We start from the raw sequence: 23,408 nt of genomic DNA, 5'->3' as shown, positions 1-23,408 counted from the left end.
GCAGCAGATGACGTGAGACACATATTTTTCTTTTTAATGCTGTATAAGAAGTAAGAGTTATTTGAAGCGCGTCAGCGATCGCGTAGAGTGGGGTAAGGCCACCGGCCTGATTTACCTGCATGACTGATGTTGCCTTGTAACCATACATTAATAATTATTTGCATTGAGGACAGAATGGATAAATTTCAAAAAGAGATTGAGGAGAGAACTAATCTTACCTCGTCCAACAAGTTTGAATTGTTATTGTTCCGTTTGGGATCGGCCACCGGTGAAGGGCCATCCGAGCTGTTCGGTATCAATGTGTTCAAGCTTCGTGAAATCGTTCCGATGCCAACCTTGACCAAGGCTGCGGGTATGACACCACCGATGCTTGGTATGATTAATATTCGCGGGCAGATTATTCCCGTTATCGATCTTCCGGCCGTGGTGGGGTGTGCTGCAAGTACCGGGCGCAACATCCTGCTGGTGACGGAATATGCACGCAGCACCCAGGCATTTGCCGTTGAATCGGTTGACGATATTGTCCGTCTTGACTGGAGTCAGGTAAATACCGCTGAGGCGGGCGTCAGCAATAGCTATATCACCAGTATCGCGCGTCTGGACAGCGATCCGGCGAGCAACCGTCTGGCGCTGGTGTTGGATGTGGAGCAGATTCTGCACGATATTATTCCTACCGCGCGTGAAATTAAGATTGAAAGTGTGGAAGAGAAAACGTTCCACCTGAAACCCGGTGCAGTAGCGATTGTGGCTGAAGACTCCAAAGTCGCGCGCACGATGCTCGAAACGGGGCTGAAGGTGATGAACATTCCCTACATCATGCATATCACCGGATTGGAAGCCTGGAATAAGATCAAATCCATGGCGGAGGAAGCGAAGGCGGAAGGTCGACCCATTTCAGATAAGATTGCCTTTGTGTTGACCGACCTGGAAATGCCAGAGATGGATGGATTTACGCTGACACGTAATATCAAGCGTGATGAGGCGCTTAAGCACATTCCCGTTATCATCCACTCTTCACTGTCCGGCTCAGCCAACGAAGATCATGTACGCAATGTCGGTGCTGATTCGTATGTGGCGAAATTTGAAATCAATGAATTGGCCGCCGCTATCCACAAGGTTGTGGATCGTGTAAAACCGAAATAAGGCCAATGGCATTAACACAATGACATGAACACAATGGTATTAACACAATAGCATTAGCCAAATTGTGTCGGCTAAATGGTATTAATCCAGGATGGTGTTAATCCAATAATGTAAGTAATTCCGTTCGGCCCTGTGCTGCTAGCATGGGGCCGATGCGTATACGGCACCGGGTTCCTGCCGATATTCCTGTCTCCCGCACTGATTTCCCCGTTTTGTTTTCCCGCTCTTACCTCATTGTGATTAACGATACCGATGCGCAAAGCGCAGGGCTGATCACAATTCGCGCGATGTAAGGGGAGTGATGGAAACCCGCACGCCACGCGGGCTGGCATGGCAATCACGGTCAGCGTGCCAGTTATCTTTACTCTAAAGCTAATGATTGCGATGGCTGCTTGATTGAAGCCGCTTCAGCCAGAGAACATACTTTCCCCAGACCAAGGCAAATCAAAATGATGAGCTGAATCAGGAGGTTAACAATGTTGTCTGGGCAAACGTCACCGCGGGTCTGGAATACGCGCCGCAGTGAAAAACAACGACGCAAAGCGTCGATACCCGTTTCGGGCAAGGTGCTGCCTACCGAACATCTGGCCGCGATGCTGGAAAAACTGATCGCTCCCGGCGATAAGGTCGTGCTGGAAGGTAATAACCAAAAGCAGGCCGATTTCCTCTCCCGCACCCTGTCAGAAGTCAACCCGCAGGTAGTGCATGACCTGCACATGATCATGCCAAGCGTTGGGCGTAGCGAGCATCTGGATATCTTCGAGAAAGGCATCGCCCATAAGCTCGATTTCTCTTTCTCCGGTACACAGAGTCTGCGTATTTCTCAGCTACTGGAAGACGGCGCGCTGGAAGTGGGCGCGATTCATACCTATATCGAACTCTATTCCCGCCTGTATGTTGACTTGATCCCGAATGTGGCTCTGGTGGCAGGGTATAAAGCTGACCGCAAAGGCAACCTGTACACCGGCCCCAGCACCGAAGATACCCCGGCGCTGGTTGAAGCCGCTGCATTCCATGACGGCATCGTTATCGCGCAGGTGAATGAACTGGTGGATGACGAAACCGATTTGCCACGCGTCGATATTCCCGGCTCCTGGATTGATTATGTCGTTGTCGCAGATAAGCCGTTCTTTATCGAGCCGCTGTTTACCCGCGATCCGCGGCTGATCAAACAAGAACACATTCTGATGGCGATGATGGCCATCAAGGGCATCTATGCCGAGCATCAGGTGCAGTCACTCAACCACGGGATCGGTTTTAACACCGCCGCGATTGAGCTGCTGCTGCCGACCTATGGCGAGCGCCTGGGGCTGAAAGGCAAGATCTGTAAACACTGGACACTGAACCCGCATCCCACGCTGATCCCGGCGATCGAAAGCGGCTGGGTCGAGAGTATCCACTGCTTCGGTGGTGAACTGGGGATGGAAGCCTATATCGCCGCGCGGCCGGATGTGTTCTTCACCGGTGCCGATGGGTCGATGCGCTCTAACCGTGCATTTTGCCAGCTGGCGGGACAATACGCTGTCGATATGTTTATCGGTTCGACCTTGCAGGTCGACGGGTTGGGTAACTCCTCTACCGTCACCAAAGGTCGCCTTGCCGGGTTCGGCGGCGCGCCCAACATGGGGCACGACCCACATGGACGTCGTCACGCCACCCCGGCCTGGCTCGCCATGATCAACGAGCCTGACCCAATGCAGCGCGGGCGCAAGCTGGTGGTGCAAATGGTGGAGACTTTCCAAGCCGGCGTTAAACCGACGTTTGTGGAAAAACTCGATGCAGTCGATGTGGCGAAAGCTACCGGTATGCCGCTGGCACCGGTGATGATTTATGGCGACGACGTGACCCACGTGCTGACCGAAGAGGGGATTGCCTATCTCTATCGCGCTAACAGCCTGGAAGAGCGGCGGGCGATGGTCGCAGCGGTTGCCGGGATCACCGATATCGGGTTGGGTGTGGACGCGCAACGTGTGGCGGAGTTCCGCCGCAGCGGCAAGGTGGCCTACCCGGAAGATTTGGGGATCCGCCGTACCGAAGCGACCCGTTCTTTGTTGGCCGCAGGCAGCGTAGCCGACCTGGTGGAATGGTCAGGCGGCTTGTACAACCCGCCAGCCAAATTCCGGAGCTGGTAAATGAAAACGCAGCGACAGTCCGATGCCCACGACTACGCCCACTGGCTGGCCGACACCGCAACGCATTGCCTGATTGAGGAGGCGCGACTGAGCCCCAAACCGGGTCTGGTTGATAGCCGTGGCAGCGGTGCGCATCAGGATTTGACGCTCGCACTGATGGAACGCTCCGCTCACAGCTTGACCGCGACCTTTCATGTGCTGGCGCTTCAGAGCTGGCAACGCCCGGCGGATGCCGCATTACGGCAGACAGTGGGGCGGGTGGGGCGCGAAGGCGAACAGCAGATGATGCTGGCGACCGACGGTGTGAATACGCACCGCGGAGCCATCTGGGCATTGGGACTGTTGGTGAGCGCCGCAGCAATGCTCGGCGGTCTCGGCAGCGCTCAGGCCATCGCCGATACCGCGGCGCGGCTGGCTCGTTTGCCGGATAGCGCTGCGCCGACAGTGTTCAGCAAAGGGCGGCTGGCGACACAGCGTTATCAGGTACCGGGGGCGCGTGAAGAAGCGCAGCAAGGCTTTCCACATATTACCCGACTGGCGTTGCCGCAACTGCGACGCAGTCGGCGTCAGGGCGCGAGCGAGAACGACGCACGGCTGGATGCGCTGATGGCGGTCATGACGTCGCTAAGCGATACCTGTGTGTTGTCGCGCGCCGGGCTCGACGGGTTGCAGGCCATGCAGCAGGGCGCACAAGCGGTACTGGCGGCGGGAGGCGTGTCTTGCCCTGCCGGTCGACAGGCGCTGGCGCAATTAGATACACGCATGCTGGCGCTGAACGCGTCGCCCGGCGGCGCGGCCGACCTGCTGGCCGCCACGCTATTGCTTGATGGTATCGCACAACCATCTTTATACGATTAAGAGGGTGTTATGGAACACATTACATTGTCATTCCCGGCTACCCGCACGGCCAGCGGCAACGCACTGGCGGGCGTGGTGGGATCCGGTGATATGGAAGTGCTGTTGACGGCGGATGCCGGACAGACGCTTACCATCGACATCACCACGTCGGTGGATAACAGCCGGGCGCGCTGGCAGGCGCTGTTTTCCCGGTTAAGTTCGCTTGGCAGCCTGACGGCCGGCACCATGACCATCCATGATTTCGGTGCCACGCCCGGTGTGGCACGCATCCGTATCGAACAGGTTTTTGAAGGGGTGAGTTATGCGTGACGACCGCAGTTTTATCGAACTTAAAGCGCGGGAACGCGCCCACGCACTGCTCGATGAAGGCAGCTACCGCGAGTTGCTCGGCCCGTTTGACGGTATGGTGTCGCCGTGGCTGGGGCAGCAAGGGATCGTGGTGCAGTCTGACGACGGCATGGTAGTCGCGAAAGGCACGTTGCAGGGCAAACCGACCGTCGTCATCGCGATTGAAGGGGCATTTCAGGGCGGCAGTATGGGGGAAGTCTCCGGGGCCAAGATGGCTGCGGCGCTGGAACTGGCGGCTGAGGACCAGCGTAACGGCATTCCGACGCAGGCGATTCTGTGTCTGGAAACGGGCGGGGTACGGTTGCAGGAAGCCAATCTGGGCCTGGCGGCGATCGCTGATATCCATGCGGCGATTGTCGACTTGCGTCGTTACACGCCGGTTATCGGCATCATCGCCGGGACGGTGGGTTGCTTTGGCGGCATGTCGATCGCCGCGGCGCTGTGCAGCCACCTGATTGTTACCCGCGAGGCACGTCTGGGTCTGAATGGTCCGCAGGTGATTGAACAGGAAGCCGGCGTCGCCGAGTACGACTCGCGCGATCGTCCGTTCATCTGGAGTATGACCGGCGGTGAGATTCGTCACCACAGCGGTCTGGCCGACAGTCTGGTGGCCGATGGCATTAACGCCGTCAAACACGCGGTGAATGATGCCCTTGCCCACGGCGTACCGGCGCAACACCGTTCGGATAAGTATGCGTGGTATCTGACACGTCTGACTGACGCCGATACCCGCATACAGGCCGACACGCAACAGATCCAACAGCTTTTCGGGGAGGTAAAACCATGAGTCAGGTAGCACATCGCGGCGCGCTATGGTTAGACGCGCTGGCACCCGGAAAACCACGCCTGAGCGAGCTGTGCCCGTCGGTACAGGTGGCAGACGGCGATATCGCCGGTGAGCCGGTACGTTTTATCGCCGTGGTTCCCGACGCGAATAACCACTACCCGCGTGCGGTAAAAGGCGAAGTTGGCTTGCTGGAAGGCTGGACGCTGGCGAAGGTGGTGCATGAAACGATCGCGGCCGATCGCAACAGCGAGAAGAAACGCCCGATCGTAGCGGTAATTGATGTGCCCAGTCAGGCGTATGGTCGCCGGGAAGAAGCCTTCGGCATCCATCAGGCGCTGGCGGCGTCGGCCGGGGCCTATGCCCAGGCGCGCCTTGCCGGTCACCCGGTTATTGGGTTGATCGTCGGCAAAGCGATGTCTGGGGCATTTCTGGCTCATGGCTATCAGGCTAACCGACTGATCGCCTTTAATGACCCGGAAGTCCAAATTCACGCCATGGGCAAAGCCTCAGCGGCGCGTATCACGCTCAGAAGTGTGGAAGACCTGGAGAAGCTGGCTGCGACCATCCCGCCGATGGCGTATGACATTCGCAACTACGCCACGCTGGGGTTGTTATCAACGCTGCTGGATATCGCTAACCCGGATGCGCCGTCCGCCGACGATTTGTCGCAGGTGAGCGCGGCACTGCAACAGGCGGTGGCCGATGCCCGCCGTGATCCGTCGCTGAAAACGCGGCTGGGTGCGGACAACCGGCGCAGTTCTTCCCTCGTTCGTGAGCGTATGAGGGCGCAGTGGTAAGCGTGCTCAACCACGTTTACAGCTAAGTCACACACCGGTGGCTGGTTCGTGTTGAACCACGACGGCCACCTATTATCGGTAAGCCAATAAAGAGACCTGCCAGATAACAGGGCAAGGTGCCATTAAGCGCCTGCAGGAGTCCTTTTGTCTGAAAAAACGGCCGTCTGAACATCGACAGACATTGCGCCCGCCACTGTGCGGACACAAGCCAAACCATCGTGCTGGAACTGATACTCTTTTTATTACAGGTGAATACGATATGACTTATGTAATTGTTCATGCCCTCGCGCCCATTTTTATCATCATGCTGCTGGGATTCTGGGCGGGCAAAGCCAAGCTGGTGGATAACAAGAACGTCGCGCTGCTCAATATTTTCGTGATGGATTTTGCTTTGCCAGCGGCGTTGTTTAGCGCCACCGTGCAAACGCCCTGGTCCGGTATTGTCCAGCAGTCTCCGCTGATCGTGGTGTTGACGTTGGCGATGTGGATAACCTATGCCGCTATCTACTTTCTGGCCGTCAAGGTATTCCATAAAACGCCGCAGGATGCCGCGGTGCTGACACTGACCGTTGCGCTGCCCAATTACGCGGCACTCGGTTTGCCGATCCTCGGCAGTGTGCTGGGCGACGGCTCATCGACATCACTTTCCGTGGCGGTCTCTATTGCCTGTGGTTCGGTATTAATGACGCCGTTCTGCCTGCTGATTCTGGAGCGTGAGAAGGCACTGGCGTCTGGCGGCAATCAGACCTCTACGCTGTCGATGCTGCCGGTGTTGATGTGGCGTTCGCTGAAAAAACCGATCGTGTTAGGGCCGCTGCTGGGTGTCGTGTTGTCCGCCATCGGTATCCGTATGCCAGAACTGTTGTTGTCGGCGATCAAACCGCTGGGGTTATCCGCCACTGCGACTGCGCTCTTCCTGACCGGGGTTATTCTGTCTGCACGCCAGTTAAAACTGAATTCGATGGTCACCACTGCGGTATTGACCAAGTTGCTGATTCAACCAGCGTTGGCATGGGGTATCGTACTGGTACTGGGATTACACGGCTCGGTGGCGATCACCGCGATTCTGATGATTGCGCTGTCCGCCGGGTTTTTCGGGGTGGTGTTCGGTAACCGCTTTGGCGTGCAATCGCCGGATGCGGAAGCCGTGCTGCTGTTAAGCTCCGTTCTCTGTATCCTGTCGCTGCCGCTGTTTATCACGCTAACGTCAGGTATTTGAACGACATCAGGAGTCTGAATCATGGTAACGACACGTCCGCACGATCTGTTATGGCTTGCCTCCCGCGATACGCTGGAGGGCATTGATGCCCCTTGGGTAGCGAGCCAATGGCAACCGGCGCTGCCGGTGGTGGTGCGGCGTGACGTTGACCCGGCCGGGCGTATTCCGGTGGGTGTGCGCGGCCTGCGCCGCGACCAGCGTGCTGCCGGGTGGGTAGCAGCAGCGCAGATTGTTCGGGTGGTTACGCCGGAGAGTCTGAGCAACCTGTCATCGCTATTGCATTCATCGTTTGTCTCTCAGCCACCGGTACAGCTTGCGATTCAACTGGCGCAACAGCACTGGCCGTGGCAATGGGGCATCACCGGTGCTACCGCCTACGCGCTGGCAACGCAAGTGCCGGTACTGCATACCGCCAGCGACCTGGACCTGCTGATTCGCGCGCCACAGGCGCTGGAGCGTGACGCGCTGGAAAACTGGCAGCGGCTGCTATCCGCATCGCCGCTGTGCCGGGCTGATACGCAAATTGAAACGCCCAACGGGGGCTTTGCGCTGGCTGAATGGTTACGCGATGGACAGGTGCTGTTAAAAACCAACCACGGCCCGAAGCGGGTCAGCGACCCGTGGGCAATGGAGCCGTAAAATGAAAATTCTGTTTACCTTCCCCGGACAGGGCGCCCAGTACGCCGGCATGTTGCAGCAATTGCCTGCCGAGACGAGTGTGTTGGATGAGGCGGTTGCCGTGTTGGGGGATGAGGTTTACCAACTGGATACCCCGCAGGCATTACGACACACCCGCGCGGTGCAACTGTGCCTGTTGATAACCGGGGTGGCCTGGGCCAGAGCGCTGATGGCGCGTGACCTGATGCCGGACATGGTCAGCGGTTTATCGATTGGCGCGTTTCCGGCGGCGGTGATAGCCGGGGTGCTGCGTTTTGACGATGCGTTACGGCTGGTGGCGTTGCGCGGTGATCTGATGGAACAGGCATACCCGCAAGGCTACGGATTGACCGCGATTATGGGCTTAAGCCAGTCCGAAGTGGAAGCCTTGCTGCCCGGCAGCGGGGCGTATATCGCCAACCTGAATGCTGAACGGCAAATTGTGATTGCCGGTAGCGATGAAAGCATGGCACAGGTGGCGGAACAGGCACTGCAACGCGGTGCCAGCCGGGCGCAACGCCTGCACGTTAGCGTGCCGTCGCACTGTGCTCTGCTCGATGCGCCCGCCAGGCAACTGGCGGCGGCGATGGCGTCAGTATCCTTTTCTCCTCCCCGCTGCTGTTACCTCAGTGGCAGCTCCGCCCGCGCTATCTGGCAACCGGAGCGTATTGCAGACGATCTGGCGATGAACATGGCGCGCACCGTGCGCTGGCATGAGGCGATGGTGGCGGCGGAAGAGCGCGATGTCGGGCTGGCGATTGAGATGCCACCGGGTGGCGTGCTGACCTGTCTGGCGAAACAGGCGTTTAGTCGCAGCGAGGCATTTTCACTGGAGCGCAGCGGTAGCGATGTGGTCATCCACCGCACGGCGCAACTTAGGGCGCAGAGGTAGTATTCAGGCTGCGGGCGTACATGCGGCCTTCGGCCACCAGCGCCAGCAGATTCGGGTCGTGCTCGCGATTGCGAGCGAAGACGATGGCGATAAGCTGGCGCATCTGATAAGGCGCTGCCAGTGGTAGCAGTTGCACATCGTTCTCGTATACCTTTTTCATCCGCTCGGGGATCAGGGTAAAGCCGACGCCAGCCTGCACCAGACTCAGCATGGAAAAGATATCACCCACCCGCGTGACGATCTCCGGTTCAAAGCCTGCAATGTGAAACGCCTCCTGAAAACCGGCATAGGTGGCAAACCCTTCAGACAGTGAAACGAACCGCTGGTGATGAAAATCCCGCAGGTCGGCCGGTTGGTGGGTATCGAGCTGCGCGCTGGCCGGTGCCGCCAGACAAATATTATCCTCAAACAACGGCAGACACTCTAACCGGTTACGATCAATCGTGTCGTCGGACAGCGAGATAAGGATCGCGTCAAGCTGTTGGTCATCCAGCATGGCGAGCAGACGCTGATTCGACCCCATGGTCAAATCCAGCTCCAGATCGGGACGGCGCAGTTTGACGCCCATAATCAGGCGCGGCACCGTTTCCAGTGTTAGCGAATACAGTGTGCCGATACGCAGTCGCCCCTGACCGACGCCTGCGGTCTTGCGGGTCTCTTCCAGCCCCCGTTCCATCAGCAACATCGCTTCCTGGCTGTATTCCAGCAGTGTATGTGCCGCAGGTAGCGCCACCAGATTGCGACCTTTATGGATAAACAGCGGGCAGCGCACGCCTTCTTCCAGCGTATGCAACGCCCGGTGCACGCTGACACCGCTCAACCCAAGGCGTTCCGCGGTGCGGGTGATGGTGCCGGTTTCCATGAAAGTCTTGAAAATCTCAAGTTTACGGAAGGTGATGTCGCTGTCTGTTAGCATGTTGGGCTCATAATATGTGGTGGGGCGGTGGATACCAATCGCTAAACCGTGGCGAGAATTGTACCTGCAATGCGTGATAAAAGGGGAGATCGGTATTGTTTGTTGTGATATCTGATAGGGGGCGGAGCCTTTATCGGCCAGCGGAGAGTACACGCGCGTGTTGCTACTAGCGACGCAACGTGAATCCTGACCGCCAATTAAAAGGGGCGTTTCCTTTTCTGGTGTATCAGCGCTATTGTTTTAGGCATTAGAGTGTTGCTGCAGGAATGTCGACGATGAATGAGCTGTTCACTATTGGTGATGATCACGTGAGTTTCACCGCCCCCGAAGTCGTTTTGCCGCTGGGGTATCAGGCCATTGCTCATCGTTTTTTTCGCCACACCATTCCATCCGCTTATGAAGTCGAGATGGCGATTGCCACCATTGAAGATGTGCTTCAGGCGACATCGGCACTACGTCAGGTCGCGCAACAGGCTTCATGCGCCGACCCTTACCTTAAAGAGATTGCCCGCATCACGGGCAGCCATGACATGCTGACCCAGCCGCAGATCGAGGATGTATTCAACCGGGTAGCGGATGTGATTTCCGGCAGTCCCAAACGCGACGGCGAATTCCCGGATGAAACCGGGTTTATCAGCTATCTGGTTATTATGCGTGAGCTGTCGCACCATCTGAATATTCAACAGATAATACTGGTATAGCAGAGTGCTTTGTGAGCGGTATACGTTATTGTTCTTGCCCGGCAAAAATTGAAACGGCTGGGGCAGATAAAAGGATGGTGTATACGAATAAAATCGAAGGCTACTAGCCGTTGTAGTAGCCAGCAGAACGATTATGCATTTAAAAATGCACATTTGATCGAGCCAAACCCATTTCTCTTAATCTATGTCTATAGTTAAAAGTCTTCTCTTATAGGCTCAATTAATTGCGGGGTGATATTATAAAAAAGCTAATTATTGCGTGTTTTTCTTTATTAATTGCAAGCGGTGCTTTTGCAAAAGGCGGTGGGCACCACTCATATACAGGAAGTGGTTATAGTGCACCGAAGACATATGGTTATGGAACAGGGAGCAGCTCGAGTCATGAAAAGGTAACTGGGTATATTAAAAATAATGGAACATATGTTCCCCCATATCAAAGGACATCAAAAGACTCCACGCAATATAATAATTTTAGTACTAAGGGTAATTATAATCCATATACAAACACGTATGGCACTAAAAAAGCAACACACTGATTTTCTGAGAGTGGTGTTCTCAGTAGAACACCATTTTTATATTCATAACTGAGGTGTGAAGTAGTGATGTATTTAATGCTTATTAGGCTTGTGATGGTTTTTTATAATTTTCTGGAAAATTAAAGTATTCGGCATGACCGATATACAGCAATTCATTTTTTTGGCGCTATTATGCGCCAACCTCAGATGGCTTATCACCAATACAACCCAGGCCTCGCAGTGTCATGTGAACCGCTTCATCAAGAGGGGTATGCGGCTCTGCACCTAAAAACTTAACGAGTTTGGCATTGTGCAGGCGTACTGGCTGGCGCCACAGGTAGCGCATTTCTAACAGCTCACGCAAGGTCACATTGAAAAGGGCTGCCATATAAATGAACCACCAGGGAAATGGCTGTATTTTGGCAACGCCACCATAGCTGGCGGTGACCCGCTGAATCGCGGTTACCATGTCGGTACCGTCGTGATCCCAATGACCTTGCATGTGGAAGCAGGCAAACGGTTCAAGCTCCGCCCGGCGAGCCAGTAGCGCAGCAATTGTTTCGGCAATATCAGGTAAATAGGCCCACTGATGGCCGATTCCGGCCGAACCGGGATTGTTAATCACATCCGGACGTTTACCCGGCTTGATCAGCCCTTGCGAAAACCAGTTATTACCGGCCAGCGGGCCAAAAAAGTCCCCCGTACGGACGATTAACACCCGGCCACCACGCTGTGAGTAGGCCAGCAGCTCTTTCTCCATTTGAACTCTGATAGCGCCTTTTCTTGTCACCGGCATCTGGCTGGCGTCTTCGCGTAATAGCGGAAAGGCATCGGGTCCATAGTTGTAAACGGAGCCGGGGAGCACAATTAAGGCTCCGCTTTGTTCTGCTGCGTTTATCGTGTTACGCAGCATGGGCAATACCAGACTTTTCCAGTTGCGGTAGCCGGGCGGGTTGACAGCGTGAACGATCACACTGCATCCCGCTGCGGCTGTCGCGACCTGTTGTGCATCAAGAGCATCCCCCGTCACCCACTGGATGCCATCATTCTGCGTGCTGACCGGTAACCCACGTTTCAGTGCCCGTACGCTCCACTTTTCCTGAATGAGCCGCCGCGTCACCTCACCGCCAAGGCCGCCAGTCGCCCCCAGTATGAGCACATTGCCTTTGGTTTCCATGTCTTTCACCTCTTAATCGATTGATGCTTGACAGCGTACTCCTGGTCCATGTCCAATGAAATTGCATATCTTTATTGAGCGGCTATACATTTTTGTATGACAACATCTATTCCATGGGAGTGGTACCGAACATTTCTGGCTGTGCTGAGGGAAGGGTCGCTATCGGGTGCATCACGTACGCTTGAGATTACGCAGCCAACGGCGGGGCGCCACGTTGCCGGGCTGGAGTCAGCCCTCGGTCAGGTGTTATTCACACGTTCCCAGACCGGCTTGCTGGCGACTGATGCTGCGCTGGCGCTAAAGGCACATGCAGAAACCATGGAGAGCACTGCTAACGCGCTTTTGCGAACCGCAGCCAACTTGAGTATGGACAGCGCAGCCATACGTGGGGTAGTGCGCGTTTCTGCCAGTGAAGTGATTGGGGCTGAGGTACTACCGCCACTCATTACCCGGATCAGGCAGGCCTACCCGAAAATAGCGATCGAGTTAGTGCTGTCAAACCGGTTTCAGGATGTTCTTCACCGGGAAGCCGATATTGCCGTACGCATGGTGCCACCATTACAGGAGCAGCTTGTCGCACGTTGCCTGGGCAGGATCGAACTCGGTCTGCACGCGTCTGAGGCATATCTTGCGCGACAGGGAGCACCCGAAAGTATCGATGATTTGCTGACGCATGCTCTGATCGGTTTTGATCAGAGCACGCCCCTTATCCGCAAGGCATTAAAACAGTACCCTCAGTTCCAGCGCGATGTCTTTTCTATGCGTACAGACAGCGACCTGGCACAGCTGAATCTGATTCGCGCCAGTGCAGGTATCGGCATCTGTCAGGTACAACTTGCCGATGGGGGTATTCCACTTCAGCGGGTACTCCCTGATTTTTTTTCGCTGCACCTGGATACATGGGTAGTCATGCACGAAGACTTGCGCCATAGCCCGTGCTGCAAACGGGTTTTCGATATGCTGGCAGAGGGATTACAGGAATACATCCATCGGGCACATAAACGGTGAACGTTTCGTTTAACGGGCAGTGCGCGATAAATCGCGCATGCTGTCAGAAACGAGCAAAGCGATACGGCGTTGGGTCAATCAGCGGCGTATGGCCTGATACCAGGTCAGCAGCCAACTGCCCAGCGGCTGGCGATGTACCGAAACCGTGGCCGGAGAAACCGGTTGCCAGCGTCAGGCCCCTCAGTGCCGCGACATCCCCTATCACCGGATTGGAATCTGGCGTTACATCGATCACGCCAGCCCATGCCTGTGCCACTTTCGCCTGCTCAAATACCGGCCAGGCTGCACACAGGTTACGCATCGCTTCCTGATTCAGCGCTGGATTCGCCGCAGGGTCAAGCGTGCGAATGCGCTCGAACGGCGAGAGGCTATCACTGCGCCAGCGGCGGGCCAGCGCCAAATCTTTAACAAAGTATTTGCCAAGTGAAATGCGCAGGTTGTCACGCGCCTGGCGCAGTTGCGGTAGATAACGCATCCCAATCAGCAGGTGGTCGAGTGTCAACGGTGCATCCAGTGCGCCACGCTGAGTAATAATAAAACCGCCATCCTGATGTTGACGAAATGAGAAGTCCGGTGCACCGACAGCGATGGTGGTTGGCCCTTCCAGCGGCTGAGTACGCAACACCGAACAAATCAGCGGCAGCGTGGGTAACGCAATACCCAGATTGCCAAGAAAACGCCGCGACCAGGCACCTGCCGCCAGCAGTACGTGCTCGCAGCGAATTTCACCTCGCTCGGTGACTACACCACTCACCTTGCCACCACTTGTCTCCAGCGTGCGCACGGCACACTGTTCAACGATGATCGCGCCTTTGGCGATAGCCGCACGAGCAATCGCGCTCGCCGCCAGTGTCGGCTCTGCACGGCCATCGGAAGCGGTAAAAATCCCCCCAGCCCATGTACCTTTCCCACCCGGTACTCGCTCGGCGATGTCTGCTTTACTCAGCAGTAGGGTATCCAGCGCAAGCGGCGCGACCGCTTTATACCAGCTTTCGTGTAGCGCCATCTGTGCTTCACTGCGGGCAATGAACATAATGCCTGCCTGACGATAACCCACATCACAGCCAACGCGTGCTGCCATTTCAGCCCACAGGCGATCAGCCGCCTGCGCCAGAGGGATGTCATCGGCGGCACGGCTGGTTTTACGAATCCAGCCCAGATTGCGCGATGACTGCTCACCCGCAATGCGTCCTTTCTCCAGCACCACTACCGGAATATTGCGCTCTGCCAGCGTCAGCGCAGCGGTTAAACCGACAATGCCACCGCCAATAATGACGACAGTGGTGGATTCAGGAAAATCAGATGATGTGGTAACGGGGGTAATTTCTGGTGACATCGTGCGCCTCCTTGTTGCGCCTTACCGCGCAACGGTGATTTCCTGAACGTCAGCACTGGCGGCCCCACGGTACGCAGTGACCTCCAATTCCACTTTGTAAACCGTCGAGCCCAACGGTGGACAGGTCACCGTGGTGGCAGGATTGATACCCCGAAACTTATCCCCGATGATGGCCATGACTGTTGGTACATCGTCTGGATCCTGAATAAACACCCGCGAGAACACGATATCTTTCAGCGAGGCATCAATGGCTGCCAGCGCCGTTTCAATATTGGCGAACACTTGCAACGTCTGTTCACTCACATCAGCCGGGATTTCCTGGCTGACCGGATTGCGACCCGCGGTATTCGAGACATAAATCCAGTTATCCACCGCGACAATGCGTGAGTAGCTGCCCATTTCTTCAAATTTCGAGCCCGTTTTTACTTTGATGATAGTTGTCATGCTGATTGCCCTTAATTAGCTCAGTACCGGGGTTTCCCACAGGTTTAATTTCACGCCGATGTCATTAGCCAGCGCATTGCGATATATCACGGTTCCCCAGGCCACATCTTCCACTGGCATGCCACCCACCGACATGATGATAATTTCGTCGTCGTTCTGACGCCCCGGCGCATCACCGGCCACGATCTTACCGATATCTTCCAGTTGCTCTGTCGTCAGTTTCCCTTCGGCAATCATGTCCATAAAACGCACGCCAATCACCGGAATCGTTTTATGTGCAGGTTTTGGGACTTCTTCAAACCAGGCCTGATAGAGGCCGGTGTTATCGAGTACTTTACGCACATCGCTCTGCTCCATTCCGGCGTCGATGTTGCACAGCGCGGGCATGGCAAGGAAGGCACCGGGTTTTACCCATTCGCGTTTCACCAGCGGATAGCTGTCAGGATTGCCGACTTCGCCAGAGCTGCAATACGTGACGATATCTGAATCTCGCACCACGGCTTCCAACGTGTCGACGACATCGATATGTTTGATTTGCGGGTAAGTGGTGTTTACCCAGGTGATGAAATGATCGAGGCTACGCTGACCACGCCCCTTCACTTTGATGGTATCAATCAGCGGACAGACAGCGATAAACGCCGACACGGAGGTTTTCCCCATCACGCCTGGCCCCAGCAAGCCAATCACCCGTGAATCTTTGCGCGCCAGATGACGTGCCCCAACGCCGGGCACCGCACCGGTACGATAGGCCGAGAGCAGGTTGGCAGACATATGCGCCAGCGGTGCGCCGGTATCGGCATCGCTGAGCGTGAACATCAGAATGGATCGCGGTAGCCCCTTTTCGCGGTTGGCGATATTCGAGCCATACCACTTCACCCCGGCGGTGCCAAAACTGCCGCCAAGATAGGCGGGCATCGCCATTAAACGGCGATCGGCCGTTGGCTTTGGCATGGTGGGGAACGGCGAGTTTTCCGGGAAGGTCACCATCGCGCCATGTGAATCGTTATTCGCGCCAGCCATGCGGTAGTCCCCCCGATAAAGCAAACCAAACATCTCCTCCATGGTGTCGACGCAAGCGGGCATGTCGGTAACCCCCGCACGGATCATGTCCTGCTCCGACAGGTAGATAAAATCAATCCGGGTTGAATCAGTCATGGTCTGGCCTCTTTCTGTTTTATTTTCAGTATCGCCGTCGCCACAGTGCGACCGGCGTGCAGGTGAATGACCATAGAAATACGTGACGGCAGTCGGCCTGTATTGAATATTTGCGACATCAGCGTGGCACAGGGTTTGCATTATCTGGCGATAGGTTTAGTCCATATCGGAGCGTGTCATGTCTGAACATTCCCTTTGTCGCCCTGCGGGAAGTTTTCTCCCGGAACAGCCGTGGTTTGTGCTCAATTCAGCGCCGCATTACTCGGTGACCGCCTCAGAAAACCCGGCAATTTCACATTTTTACAGCTTCGATGTAGCGCAAACGGCAGGGATGACGCTGGCGGTGCCTGACGGTTGTGTTGATATCGTTTTTGATTGCGATCCGCTCAATCCTAAAGGTCGTGTGTGTGGTACCACGCTAGAAGCACGTGGTGCCGACATGCTGCACAACCATCATTATTTCGGCGTGCGTTTTGCGCCGGGTGTTATTCCTGATTTTCTTGATGTGATGGCCGAAGAGATCGCCAACCGTGAATTCAGCTTTCTTGACGTGGTGCCAGATGCCCGGTTGGCGTTTGAGCAAATTGTGCAGGAGCGTAATTTTTCGCGGCAAATCTCATTATTTAATGCCCATTTCATGCCAAGGCTGGTGCGTAAGTCCTCATCCGTCACCACCTCAATTATTCGGGCGATGGTGCAGCAAAAGGGGAATATCCGTATCGATCAACTGGAAACATTGACCGGCTATACATGCCGGACTATTCAACGACAGTTCCGCCAGGACACCGGGTTATCACCGAAAGCATTTAGTCGTATTCTGCGCGGCCAGTCCGCACTGCACCGCATTCATTCACAAGAAGATATTTCCTTTAGCAACCTGGCGTTTGACCTTGGTTTTAGCGACCAGTCGCACTTTCTGCGCGAATTTAAGAAGTTCGTCAGTATTACACCGTGCGATTATCAGCGACACATTGCAGACGATGCGTTACTCCATCGCCTGCGCTACCACTAAGCACCACAACGGTGCAGGCCTGCACCGTTGCTCTGTCCGATTTTTTCTATCCGCGTACACGGAGAAATGATGCAGTGAAGTTACCTGCTTCAGGCAACGCAGATTGTCTGAAAAATTTCACTCTCTTTCACGGAGACGCTAACGATGAATAACAATCATGGTTTACGCAAAAATACGTTGGGCTTATTTTCCCTGGTCTTTTTTGTAGTCGCGGCCGCATCGCCTTTGACTGGCGTGGTCGGTGGCCTGCCGATAGCGATTATTTCCGGCAACGGCGGCGGCATTCCGGTGTTTTATATCCTGTCGTGCGTTATTTTGATGACGTTTGCGGTGGGTTTTATCGCCATGAGCCGCTACGTCAATAATGCCGGTGCGTTCTACACCTATATCTCCAAGGGGTTAGGCGACCACTGGGGGGCATCAGCCTCTGTGCTGGCGTTGATGGCTTACGCCTCTATCCAGGTGGCGATTATTGCCATGCTCGGCTTTTTTACCCAGCTGTTTTTGGAAGAACATGTCAGTTTGCATCTTCCCTGGTGGACGCTGAGCATGGTATTCACGGTGATTGCCTGGGTGCTGGGCATCAAGCGGGTTGAGGTGGGGGGCAAGCTGCTGGGCGTGCTGATGCTGGCTGAAGTTGCCATCGTACTGTTGACTGACGTCATGCTGCTGGTAAAGAAAGCCGGTTCCTACACCGTCGAGTCGTTTGAACCTTCGGTGTTCATGCACGGTAACCTTGGAATCGCCTTCATTTTTACTATCGCTTCCTTTATCGGTTTTGAATCAACAGCCATTTACGCTGAAGAGTGCCGTGACCCGCAGAAAACCGTACCACGTGCCACCCTCTGCGCCTTGCTGCTGATCACCGCTTTTTTCTGTTTCACCAGTTGGTCGCTGGTGCAGGCGTATGGCTTCAATGACATTGTCGCCATTGCCAGCAAAGACCCCGGTAATTTTGTCTTCAATATTACTCGCCAGTATGTCGGACAGTGGGCGGTCGATAGTATGTCAGTGCTGTTGATCACCAGCCTGTTCGCTGCTTCTCTGGCCTTTCACAACAACATTTCGCGTTACATCTTTAGCATCAGCCGTGATGGACTTATCTGGAAAGCGCTGAGCAAAACCCACCTGACCAACGGCACTCCGCATAATGCCAGCCATCTGCACAGCGTTATCCTGTTGATATTGCTGCTTGGAATCGGGATAGCAGGCTTGGATCCGATGGTGCATATCTTTGCCATCGGTTCAGCAGTGGCGACCCTATGCATTCTGATTTTGCAATTGGGCGTATCGGCTGCGGTGGTGATGTTCTTCCGCCGTATGTCCACCGACGATAGCCGCCTGCAGGTCTTCTGGGCCCCACTGCTATCGGTTATTTTCATGTCCATCACCATTATTCTGGTCGTCAACAATCTGCAGTCCTTGAGCGGCAGTGATTCCGTGGTGGTGAAGACGATTCCGTGGGTTATTGCTGCCTGTGCGCTGGCGGGGTATTACATGTCATCACTGCGTACCGTGAGAATCTAAGACAGAAGACGTTCTGTCTTAGCAACGAAAAAGGCGCGCCCTCACGTTGTGTGGGGAGCGCCTTTTACTGTTTTTTTAGACGCCAACTGGATGGGTTAACTCAGCGCGTTAATCGGGGGGATGTATTTCGCCCACGGTTTCACGCGCTCTAGCCCGGCGGCGAGTGACAACAGTGTTTGCTCATCACCAAAGCGGGCGCAAAGTGTGAACCAAGAGGTAACCCTTCCGGCGTCCAGTAAAGCGGGACAGACATGGCGGATTGGCCAGTAGCGTTAAATAATGCGGTAAACGGACAATAATGATGAAACCCTTCAATAACATCGCGCAGGCTCAGCGTATCATCGAAGGCATCCAGTTGGCCGATAAGCGGCGGGGCCTGTGTCAGCGTCGGTGTAAGAATCAGGTCGTATTGCGTCATGAAATGGGCGAAGCGACGTCCCAGCGCGTGTATGGCATTCACGGCCATCACATAGTCAGTGCCGTGTATTCGACCACTCTCAAGCCTGGGGGGATTACTCTGGGGGAACGTTACGTGGGGAGGGGCATGACTTTCACGCTATTACGCTAAATAAAAAGCAAAAAAGCAAATGCCTTGCGACATCTGCTTTTCCTGAATTTGGCTCCTCTGACTGGACTCGAACCAGTGACATACGGATTAACAGTCCGCCGTTCTACCGACTGAACTACAGAGGAATCGTTGGAACGGGGCGAATCTTATCTGTGGTGCCCTGTGCTGTCAACGGGCAAAACCGACATTCCGTACTGACTGCTTGGCTTATGTACAATCCGCAGAGTTCATCATCATTATGGTGATAAATCAGTCGGCTGGCGGTATTGCCTGCCAGCGTTGCAAGCGCTCCAGCGGGTCCTGACGATAAAAGCCGCAAAAATTCCGGTATACCTCCGGGAAACGTTCCACCAGCAAGTCAGGCGCGCTGAAGAAATATTCAGACAGCACAGCGAAACACTCGGCGGGGTCGGTGGCGGCGTAAGGATCCATGCTGGCAGCGTCTTCTCCTACCAGCTCGATTTCTTCGCGCAATGCCTCCATGGCAGCGTGCAGGGTTTGTTCCCAATGCGCGATGTCGCGTAGCGGCATCGCCGGTACGCCAGAAGGGCGTTCATTGCCACGTTTGTCTAGCTTGTGTGCCACTTCATGGATAATCAGATTGAACCCGGAAAGATCAAACGAGTCCTGAATCTCCAGCCAGTTCAGTACGATTGGTCCCTGATCCCAGCTTTGGCCGGACTGAACGTTGGGGCCGCTATGCACCAGACCGAACTCATCCATCCACTCGCCATCTACCATGAAAGGTGCGGGGTGGATCAGCACATCATGAAAGCCATCAAGCCATTCAATACCGAGTTCCAGCACCGGCAGTGAGAATAGCAATGCGATGCGTTGCGCCATCAGCTCGGTGAGCGTTAACCCCTGTAACGGCACCAGGCGTTTTTGACGTAAAAATTGTCTGGCCACCATCGCTATCTGTTGTCGCTCCGGTTCTGCCAGTGGCGTTAACAGCGGGATTGATAGCGCCTCTTGCCAGTCTGAAAACGCATCGGGTGTAGGGGATTTCCATTGCCACTTCATCATGGTGTTGCTCGCTAAGTCATCACTTGAATTCAAAGGCGTCGGTTTGTTCTTGTTAACATGCCATAAAACAGGGCATTATAGGCACCAATTTCGTGGAGAGATGCCGGAGCGGCTGAACGGACCGGTCTCGAAAACCGGAGTAGGGGCAACTCTACCGGGGGTTCAAATCCCCCTCTCTCCGCCACTCATTTCTTTTCGCTGTTCACTCTATCCTGCATTTTTTCGTCGATGTATCCCTCATCAGCGCATGGCGTAGCCTAACATCCGATGGTGGCTGTTTCTGGCAGAGCCGTCATGAAATTACCATTCTTATACCATAAGTTATTGTCATTGATATCCAGGTCCAGGTCCAGGGCTCATGGAGCTATCGTTATGCCGTCTCACTTTATTGTTTGTTAATAATGAAGGTGCAGCATCCAGCGCTGTTGTTTCTGGTTGATGGCACAACAATGAACGCGAGAAGTGTGGTGTTCAATCCCTTTATGATAATGACCGAAGCGATACGTTTTCGAAAGAGCCTATTTTCTACTGAACTGGTGAAAATAGATTTTATTCATTGTCTAAATAAGGCTGATTGAAATGACTGAAGAAGATATCTATCCACTGTTGGGTAAATTGGCGTATGGCCGTGTTTATGCTTATGCCGTGCCCTGCTGTGACTATCATGCGCCACACCAGAAACATCCATTTATTCTTTTTTCACTGAGTCAGGAAAATAATTATAACGGCTCTCAGCAGTTGGCCAGCCAGAAGGTCACGGTCAGTGCAGACTGTTATGCGCATACCGTAGCTGAAGCCCGCGCGTTGCGTGAACAGGTACGAACGGCGCTGTCAGTATTGCAGCCGAATAAGACCATCGAATATAACGACTTTGATGTGGAGTACGAAAAATTCCGTATGACACTGGAAGTTGACATCTCTCGTTAATTATTCGGATTTAGATTTATTGTCAACACTCACTTTGTGTTTTGTTGGCCTGCTTTTGACCGTTTCATGCAATAAAGGAATGATGTTATGTGGTATAAATCAGGTAGTTTGTCTTTATTTTCTGGCAGCAAAGTCGTCTTGGGTGAAAATACTCTGTGGGCAGATAAGAATAATGGCGTTAGTGCCGGCAGCATGTTGCTGATTTTTGCTGATTGCGGCATTAAGATTTATGAAATTGCCTCCGTCGTGTCGGACACCGAGCTGATGCTGGCCAGTGAATATAGCGGTTGTACCGCTAATGGTGTGCATTACGCTATTCCCGTGTTTGGCAGTAACGATACCTTCGATCACGCTGCTTATGTGGCGCAGATTGCGGCGATGTTGGCAGGTTACCAGTCCCAACTGACTCAGTGGAAACAAGTGCTGACCGAGCGCGGCCAGGTGACACTGACGGATAATAGCGGCCAGAGTGTGGTGGTGAAAACGCTGCCAGATTTGACTGATGCCGTGAGCCGCATGATGGATAAAACCCTCAATGGTGCGGATATTCCGGATAAAGCGCAGTTTGTCGCTAATCTGGGATTAAGTGACGTAGTGCATAAGTCCGATCTGGCAAACCACACCCATACCGCCTCGCAAATTACCGACTTCACTGACGCGGTGCGTAAAGTTCTGGTGGCGACCCTGGCAGCCGGACAAGGTGTTTCCCTGAATTACGATACAACCAACAATCAGTTGGTTGTCAGTGCGACAGGTAGTAATAGCGGGGGCGGAAACAATGGCGGTAGTGGTTATACCGTAGTAACGCGTAGTGGTGCGACGGCGAATCAGGTATTCACCTTTCCGTTCAGCACTACCGGTTCTATGGATTACAGTTTCGAGGCTTTTGCGTTAAAAGAGGAAGCGGCGGCTGCCAGTCCGGTTGTTGTGAACAGTTTTGATAATGGCACTGGCATGATTGCAACTGATGGTTTGGTGTTTAATGGCGTCATGAAGCCATACATTGGTGGTGATATAACACTCAATTCCGTGGGTGAAATTTACGAGGCATCACTCCCTGAAATTCCTGTCAGTGACATACAGATTTCTACCTACGCATCGATTATTCCTATTTTAACATCAAACACTTCAGCATCAGGGATAACTGTGTCTGCAAGCAGCGTCCATGAAATTAACTACCCATGGAAGGCATTTGATGGCAATGCGGGGACTTGCTGGAAACCGCCCATCGGCCCAGCAAACATTAGTGTAGCGTTTCAAAACAAAACTACTATCGATAGCTTTTATCTCAATGCTAGCTTTGTTGGAACGTGGAGCTTCCAGGGTAGTAATGATAATGGTACATGGGATACGTTAGATACTGGCAACGGTGGTGAATTTAAATTAACAAGAACACTACAATCTTCAGTTTCATATTCTTATTATCGTCTACTCTCGAATGCCGGATGTAATATATATGAGTTACGCCTTATCAAAAATAGTCAATACGTACTAATTCAGGCCAGCGATAACAATTACTACACTGCTTCTGGAGGTGCTCTTAAACAGGTTTCAGTACCATCAGTTGCATCTGATATCTCTGCGACTGGTTTCGCTACGTCTGGAAAAATAACGAATGTTATTGTAAAAAAACTAATCTCAAATCAGGATGGAAAATTAAATGTTGTTGTGTCACCAGCGCCACAGATTGCTAAAACAGCAAGCCTGAAAAATATTAAATCCTATAGCTTATTATCCACAGTGACAGCTACAGTAACGCAAACAGGTGCAGGTGCAGTAAAAATGGCTGTGTCGCGAGATGGGAATGAATGGTTTACATGGAATGGTAGTGCGTTTATTTCTATTGGCACATTAACTATTGACCGTAACGGCGCAGATAAATTAAATACCCAAGGTGTGTCAGTTTCAGCACTGAATGCTTTAACTAGTACTCAATGGGCACTGTTATATGCGAATACACAGGGGGTACCTGATAATATTGCTTTTGCGTTTGGTTTCTCTGTGCCTAATGGTGCTACTGATGATGCACAGGTAGACCAGATTATACTATCAGCGGTGTCTTCTGCCTGGAAAAAACAAACTGAAGCTGAAGTGGAAATACGGTGGTATCCCGATAAAGTGACGTTTAAAACCGTTGCGGCGGGTAACTACAAGCTGGCCTATCAGCAACCGTAATCTCTGACCTATACGCATCAATAGACTGGCGGGCTGATACTCTCAGCCCGCCTTTTATCTATAGAACGTCCAGAGAAGGATCTATAGA

22 protein-coding genes and 2 tRNA genes are annotated in these 23,408 nt (G+C 53.8%); 16 read left to right on the top strand and 8 right to left on the bottom strand.

The annotated features are described in order from the left end of the window. Positions 1 to 174 precede the first annotated feature (174 nt). From DD586_RS12475 to mdcH, 9 genes are all read left to right on the top strand, one after another. Positions 175 to 1,143: a chemotaxis protein gene (locus DD586_RS12475; RefSeq protein ID WP_012885184.1), complete on the top strand. Its 969-nt coding sequence runs from the start codon at positions 175 to 177 to the stop codon at positions 1,141 to 1,143. A 476-nt stretch (positions 1,144 to 1,619) separates the two neighbouring features. Continuing rightward, positions 1,620 to 3,275 (top strand): malonate decarboxylase subunit alpha, encoded by a 1,656-nt coding sequence (gene mdcA / locus DD586_RS12470; protein ID WP_012885183.1) that lies wholly within the window; start codon positions 1,620 to 1,622, stop codon positions 3,273 to 3,275. Continuing rightward, positions 3,276 to 4,133, top strand: coding sequence for a triphosphoribosyl-dephospho-CoA synthase (locus tag DD586_RS12465; protein WP_012885182.1), 858 nt, complete (start codon positions 3,276 to 3,278; stop codon positions 4,131 to 4,133). Between the two features lie 9 nt (positions 4,134 to 4,142). After that, complete coding sequence (mdcC, locus tag DD586_RS12460) at positions 4,143 to 4,442, top strand: malonate decarboxylase acyl carrier protein (RefSeq protein ID WP_012885181.1); 300 nt, start codon at positions 4,143 to 4,145, stop codon at positions 4,440 to 4,442. Continuing rightward, on the top strand, positions 4,435 to 5,268 hold the full coding sequence (locus DD586_RS12455) for a biotin-independent malonate decarboxylase subunit beta (RefSeq protein WP_012885180.1): 834 nt from the start codon (positions 4,435 to 4,437) through the stop codon (positions 5,266 to 5,268). The genes mdcC and DD586_RS12455 overlap by 8 nt, the downstream gene beginning before the upstream one ends. Then, complete coding sequence (mdcE, locus tag DD586_RS12450) at positions 5,265 to 6,065, top strand: biotin-independent malonate decarboxylase subunit gamma (RefSeq protein ID WP_012885179.1); 801 nt, start codon at positions 5,265 to 5,267, stop codon at positions 6,063 to 6,065. Before DD586_RS12455 ends, mdcE begins: the two co-directional genes overlap by 4 nt. A gap of 259 nt (positions 6,066 to 6,324) precedes the next feature. Next, positions 6,325 to 7,284 (top strand): AEC family transporter, encoded by a 960-nt coding sequence (locus tag DD586_RS12445; protein ID WP_012885178.1) that lies wholly within the window; start codon positions 6,325 to 6,327, stop codon positions 7,282 to 7,284. 21 nt (positions 7,285 to 7,305) lie between these two features. Then, positions 7,306 to 7,923 carry a malonate decarboxylase holo-ACP synthase gene (locus DD586_RS12440; RefSeq protein ID WP_012885177.1) on the top strand — a complete coding sequence of 206 codons (618 nt, stop codon included), beginning with the start codon at positions 7,306 to 7,308 and terminating at the stop codon, positions 7,921 to 7,923. A 1-nt stretch (position 7,924) separates the two neighbouring features. Continuing rightward, positions 7,925 to 8,833 carry a malonate decarboxylase subunit epsilon gene (gene mdcH / locus DD586_RS12435; protein ID WP_012885176.1) on the top strand — a complete coding sequence of 303 codons (909 nt, stop codon included), beginning with the start codon at positions 7,925 to 7,927 and terminating at the stop codon, positions 8,831 to 8,833. On the opposite strand, the gene DD586_RS12430 is transcribed toward mdcH, so the two are convergent. Then, positions 8,817 to 9,749: a LysR family transcriptional regulator gene (locus tag DD586_RS12430; protein WP_012885175.1), complete on the bottom strand. Its 933-nt coding sequence runs from the start codon at positions 9,747 to 9,749 to the stop codon at positions 8,817 to 8,819. The two genes, mdcH and DD586_RS12430, sit on opposite strands and share 17 nt — an antisense overlap. A 275-nt stretch (positions 9,750 to 10,024) precedes the next feature. Here DD586_RS12430 and DD586_RS12425 point away from each other — a divergent pair, with 275 nt between their 5' ends. Continuing rightward, the gene (locus DD586_RS12425; RefSeq protein WP_012885174.1) at positions 10,025 to 10,450 is read left to right on the top strand and encodes a phage terminase small subunit; all 426 of its coding nucleotides are present in this window, start codon (positions 10,025 to 10,027) and stop codon (positions 10,448 to 10,450) included. Between the two features lie 705 nt (positions 10,451 to 11,155). Here DD586_RS12425 and DD586_RS12420 read toward each other — a convergent pair. Beyond that, entirely contained in the window at positions 11,156 to 12,142 is a 987-nt protein-coding gene (locus tag DD586_RS12420; RefSeq protein WP_012885173.1) for an NAD(P)H-binding protein, read from the bottom strand. 96 nt (positions 12,143 to 12,238) lie between these two features. Between DD586_RS12420 and DD586_RS12415 the strand changes: the two genes are divergently transcribed. Next, a complete protein-coding gene (locus DD586_RS12415; RefSeq protein WP_012885172.1) occupies positions 12,239 to 13,150 on the top strand; it encodes a LysR family transcriptional regulator in 912 nt (303 codons plus the stop codon). Positions 13,151 to 13,193: 43 nt separating this feature from the next. Here the strand turns inward: DD586_RS12415 and DD586_RS12410 are convergent, their stop codons facing one another. From DD586_RS12410 to DD586_RS12400, 3 genes are read right to left on the bottom strand one after another with little or no spacing between them, the layout of a single operon-like run. Beyond that, complete coding sequence (locus DD586_RS12410) at positions 13,194 to 14,486, bottom strand: NAD(P)/FAD-dependent oxidoreductase (protein WP_012885171.1); 1,293 nt, start codon at positions 14,484 to 14,486, stop codon at positions 13,194 to 13,196. A gap of 21 nt (positions 14,487 to 14,507) precedes the next feature. Continuing rightward, a complete protein-coding gene (locus tag DD586_RS12405) occupies positions 14,508 to 14,930 on the bottom strand; it encodes a RidA family protein (RefSeq protein ID WP_012885170.1) in 423 nt (140 codons plus the stop codon). 15 nt (positions 14,931 to 14,945) lie between these two features. Beyond that, on the bottom strand, positions 14,946 to 16,085 hold the full coding sequence (locus tag DD586_RS12400; protein WP_012885169.1) for a tyramine oxidase subunit B: 1,140 nt from the start codon (positions 16,083 to 16,085) through the stop codon (positions 14,946 to 14,948). 178 nt (positions 16,086 to 16,263) lie between these two features. On the opposite strand from DD586_RS12400, the gene DD586_RS12395 reads away from it, so the two are divergent. After that, the gene (locus DD586_RS12395) at positions 16,264 to 17,097 is read left to right on the top strand and encodes a helix-turn-helix domain-containing protein (RefSeq protein ID WP_012885168.1); all 834 of its coding nucleotides are present in this window, start codon (positions 16,264 to 16,266) and stop codon (positions 17,095 to 17,097) included. Between the two features lie 144 nt (positions 17,098 to 17,241). Continuing rightward, positions 17,242 to 18,624: an APC family permease gene (locus DD586_RS12390; protein WP_012885167.1), complete on the top strand. Its 1,383-nt coding sequence runs from the start codon at positions 17,242 to 17,244 to the stop codon at positions 18,622 to 18,624. A 148-nt stretch (positions 18,625 to 18,772) separates the two neighbouring features. On the opposite strand, the gene DD586_RS12385 is transcribed toward DD586_RS12390, so the two are convergent. The 3 genes from DD586_RS12385 to mtfA form a co-directional block, all read right to left on the bottom strand. Beyond that, positions 18,773 to 19,084: an amidase family protein gene (locus DD586_RS12385; protein WP_267195264.1), complete on the bottom strand. Its 312-nt coding sequence runs from the start codon at positions 19,082 to 19,084 to the stop codon at positions 18,773 to 18,775. A gap of 157 nt (positions 19,085 to 19,241) precedes the next feature. Then, positions 19,242 to 19,317 (bottom strand) — tRNA-Asn (locus DD586_RS12380). A 124-nt stretch (positions 19,318 to 19,441) separates the two neighbouring features. Continuing rightward, positions 19,442 to 20,218 (bottom strand): DgsA anti-repressor MtfA, encoded by a 777-nt coding sequence (mtfA, locus tag DD586_RS12375; protein ID WP_012885166.1) that lies wholly within the window; start codon positions 20,216 to 20,218, stop codon positions 19,442 to 19,444. Between the two features lie 94 nt (positions 20,219 to 20,312). On the opposite strand from mtfA, the gene DD586_RS12370 reads away from it, so the two are divergent. The 3 genes from DD586_RS12370 (at position 20,313) to DD586_RS12360 (ending at position 23,320) form a co-directional block, all read left to right on the top strand. Then, positions 20,313 to 20,402: transfer RNA gene (locus tag DD586_RS12370), tRNA-Ser, on the top strand. A 395-nt stretch (positions 20,403 to 20,797) separates the two neighbouring features. Beyond that, on the top strand, positions 20,798 to 21,145 hold the full coding sequence (locus DD586_RS12365; protein ID WP_012885165.1) for a DUF3168 domain-containing protein: 348 nt from the start codon (positions 20,798 to 20,800) through the stop codon (positions 21,143 to 21,145). Between the two features lie 87 nt (positions 21,146 to 21,232). Next, positions 21,233 to 23,320 carry a discoidin domain-containing protein gene (locus tag DD586_RS12360; protein ID WP_012885164.1) on the top strand — a complete coding sequence of 696 codons (2,088 nt, stop codon included), beginning with the start codon at positions 21,233 to 21,235 and terminating at the stop codon, positions 23,318 to 23,320. Positions 23,321 to 23,408: the final 88 nt, after the last annotated feature.

It is taken from the genome of Dickeya parazeae Ech586, assembly GCF_000025065.1.
GTDB lineage: Bacteria > Pseudomonadota > Gammaproteobacteria > Enterobacterales > Enterobacteriaceae > Dickeya > Dickeya zeae.
The sequence above is the reverse complement of the archived record's forward strand: the minus strand, read 5'-3'. Positions and strand labels throughout refer to the sequence as shown.

Bases quoted from the DNA above. Each gene is read 5' to 3' on its own strand.
- DD586_RS12475 (WP_012885184.1), top strand. From the start codon at position 175: ATGGATAAATTTCAAAAAGAGATTGAGGAGAGAACTAATCTTACCTCG.
- mdcA (WP_012885183.1), top strand. From the start codon at position 1,620: ATGTTGTCTGGGCAAACGTCACCGCGGGTCTGGAATACGCGCCGCAGT.
- DD586_RS12465 (WP_012885182.1), top strand. From the start codon at position 3,276: ATGAAAACGCAGCGACAGTCCGATGCCCACGACTACGCCCACTGGCTG.
- mdcC (WP_012885181.1), top strand. From the start codon at position 4,143: ATGGAACACATTACATTGTCATTCCCGGCTACCCGCACGGCCAGCGGC.
- DD586_RS12455 (WP_012885180.1), top strand. From the start codon at position 4,435: ATGCGTGACGACCGCAGTTTTATCGAACTTAAAGCGCGGGAACGCGCC.
- mdcE (WP_012885179.1), top strand. From the start codon at position 5,265: ATGAGTCAGGTAGCACATCGCGGCGCGCTATGGTTAGACGCGCTGGCA.
- DD586_RS12445 (WP_012885178.1), top strand. From the start codon at position 6,325: ATGACTTATGTAATTGTTCATGCCCTCGCGCCCATTTTTATCATCATG.
- DD586_RS12440 (WP_012885177.1), top strand. From the start codon at position 7,306: ATGGTAACGACACGTCCGCACGATCTGTTATGGCTTGCCTCCCGCGAT.
- mdcH (WP_012885176.1), top strand. From the start codon at position 7,925: ATGAAAATTCTGTTTACCTTCCCCGGACAGGGCGCCCAGTACGCCGGC.
- DD586_RS12430 (WP_012885175.1), bottom strand. From the start codon at position 9,749: ATGCTAACAGACAGCGACATCACCTTCCGTAAACTTGAGATTTTCAAG.
- DD586_RS12425 (WP_012885174.1), top strand. From the start codon at position 10,025: ATGAATGAGCTGTTCACTATTGGTGATGATCACGTGAGTTTCACCGCC.
- DD586_RS12420 (WP_012885173.1), bottom strand. From the start codon at position 12,142: ATGGAAACCAAAGGCAATGTGCTCATACTGGGGGCGACTGGCGGCCTT.
- DD586_RS12415 (WP_012885172.1), top strand. From the start codon at position 12,239: ATGACAACATCTATTCCATGGGAGTGGTACCGAACATTTCTGGCTGTG.
- DD586_RS12410 (WP_012885171.1), bottom strand. From the start codon at position 14,486: ATGTCACCAGAAATTACCCCCGTTACCACATCATCTGATTTTCCTGAA.
- DD586_RS12405 (WP_012885170.1), bottom strand. From the start codon at position 14,930: ATGACAACTATCATCAAAGTAAAAACGGGCTCGAAATTTGAAGAAATG.
- DD586_RS12400 (WP_012885169.1), bottom strand. From the start codon at position 16,085: ATGACTGATTCAACCCGGATTGATTTTATCTACCTGTCGGAGCAGGAC.
- DD586_RS12395 (WP_012885168.1), top strand. From the start codon at position 16,264: ATGTCTGAACATTCCCTTTGTCGCCCTGCGGGAAGTTTTCTCCCGGAA.
- DD586_RS12390 (WP_012885167.1), top strand. From the start codon at position 17,242: ATGAATAACAATCATGGTTTACGCAAAAATACGTTGGGCTTATTTTCC.
- mtfA (WP_012885166.1), bottom strand. From the start codon at position 20,218: ATGATGAAGTGGCAATGGAAATCCCCTACACCCGATGCGTTTTCAGAC.
- DD586_RS12365 (WP_012885165.1), top strand. From the start codon at position 20,798: ATGACTGAAGAAGATATCTATCCACTGTTGGGTAAATTGGCGTATGGC.
- DD586_RS12360 (WP_012885164.1), top strand. From the start codon at position 21,233: ATGTGGTATAAATCAGGTAGTTTGTCTTTATTTTCTGGCAGCAAAGTC.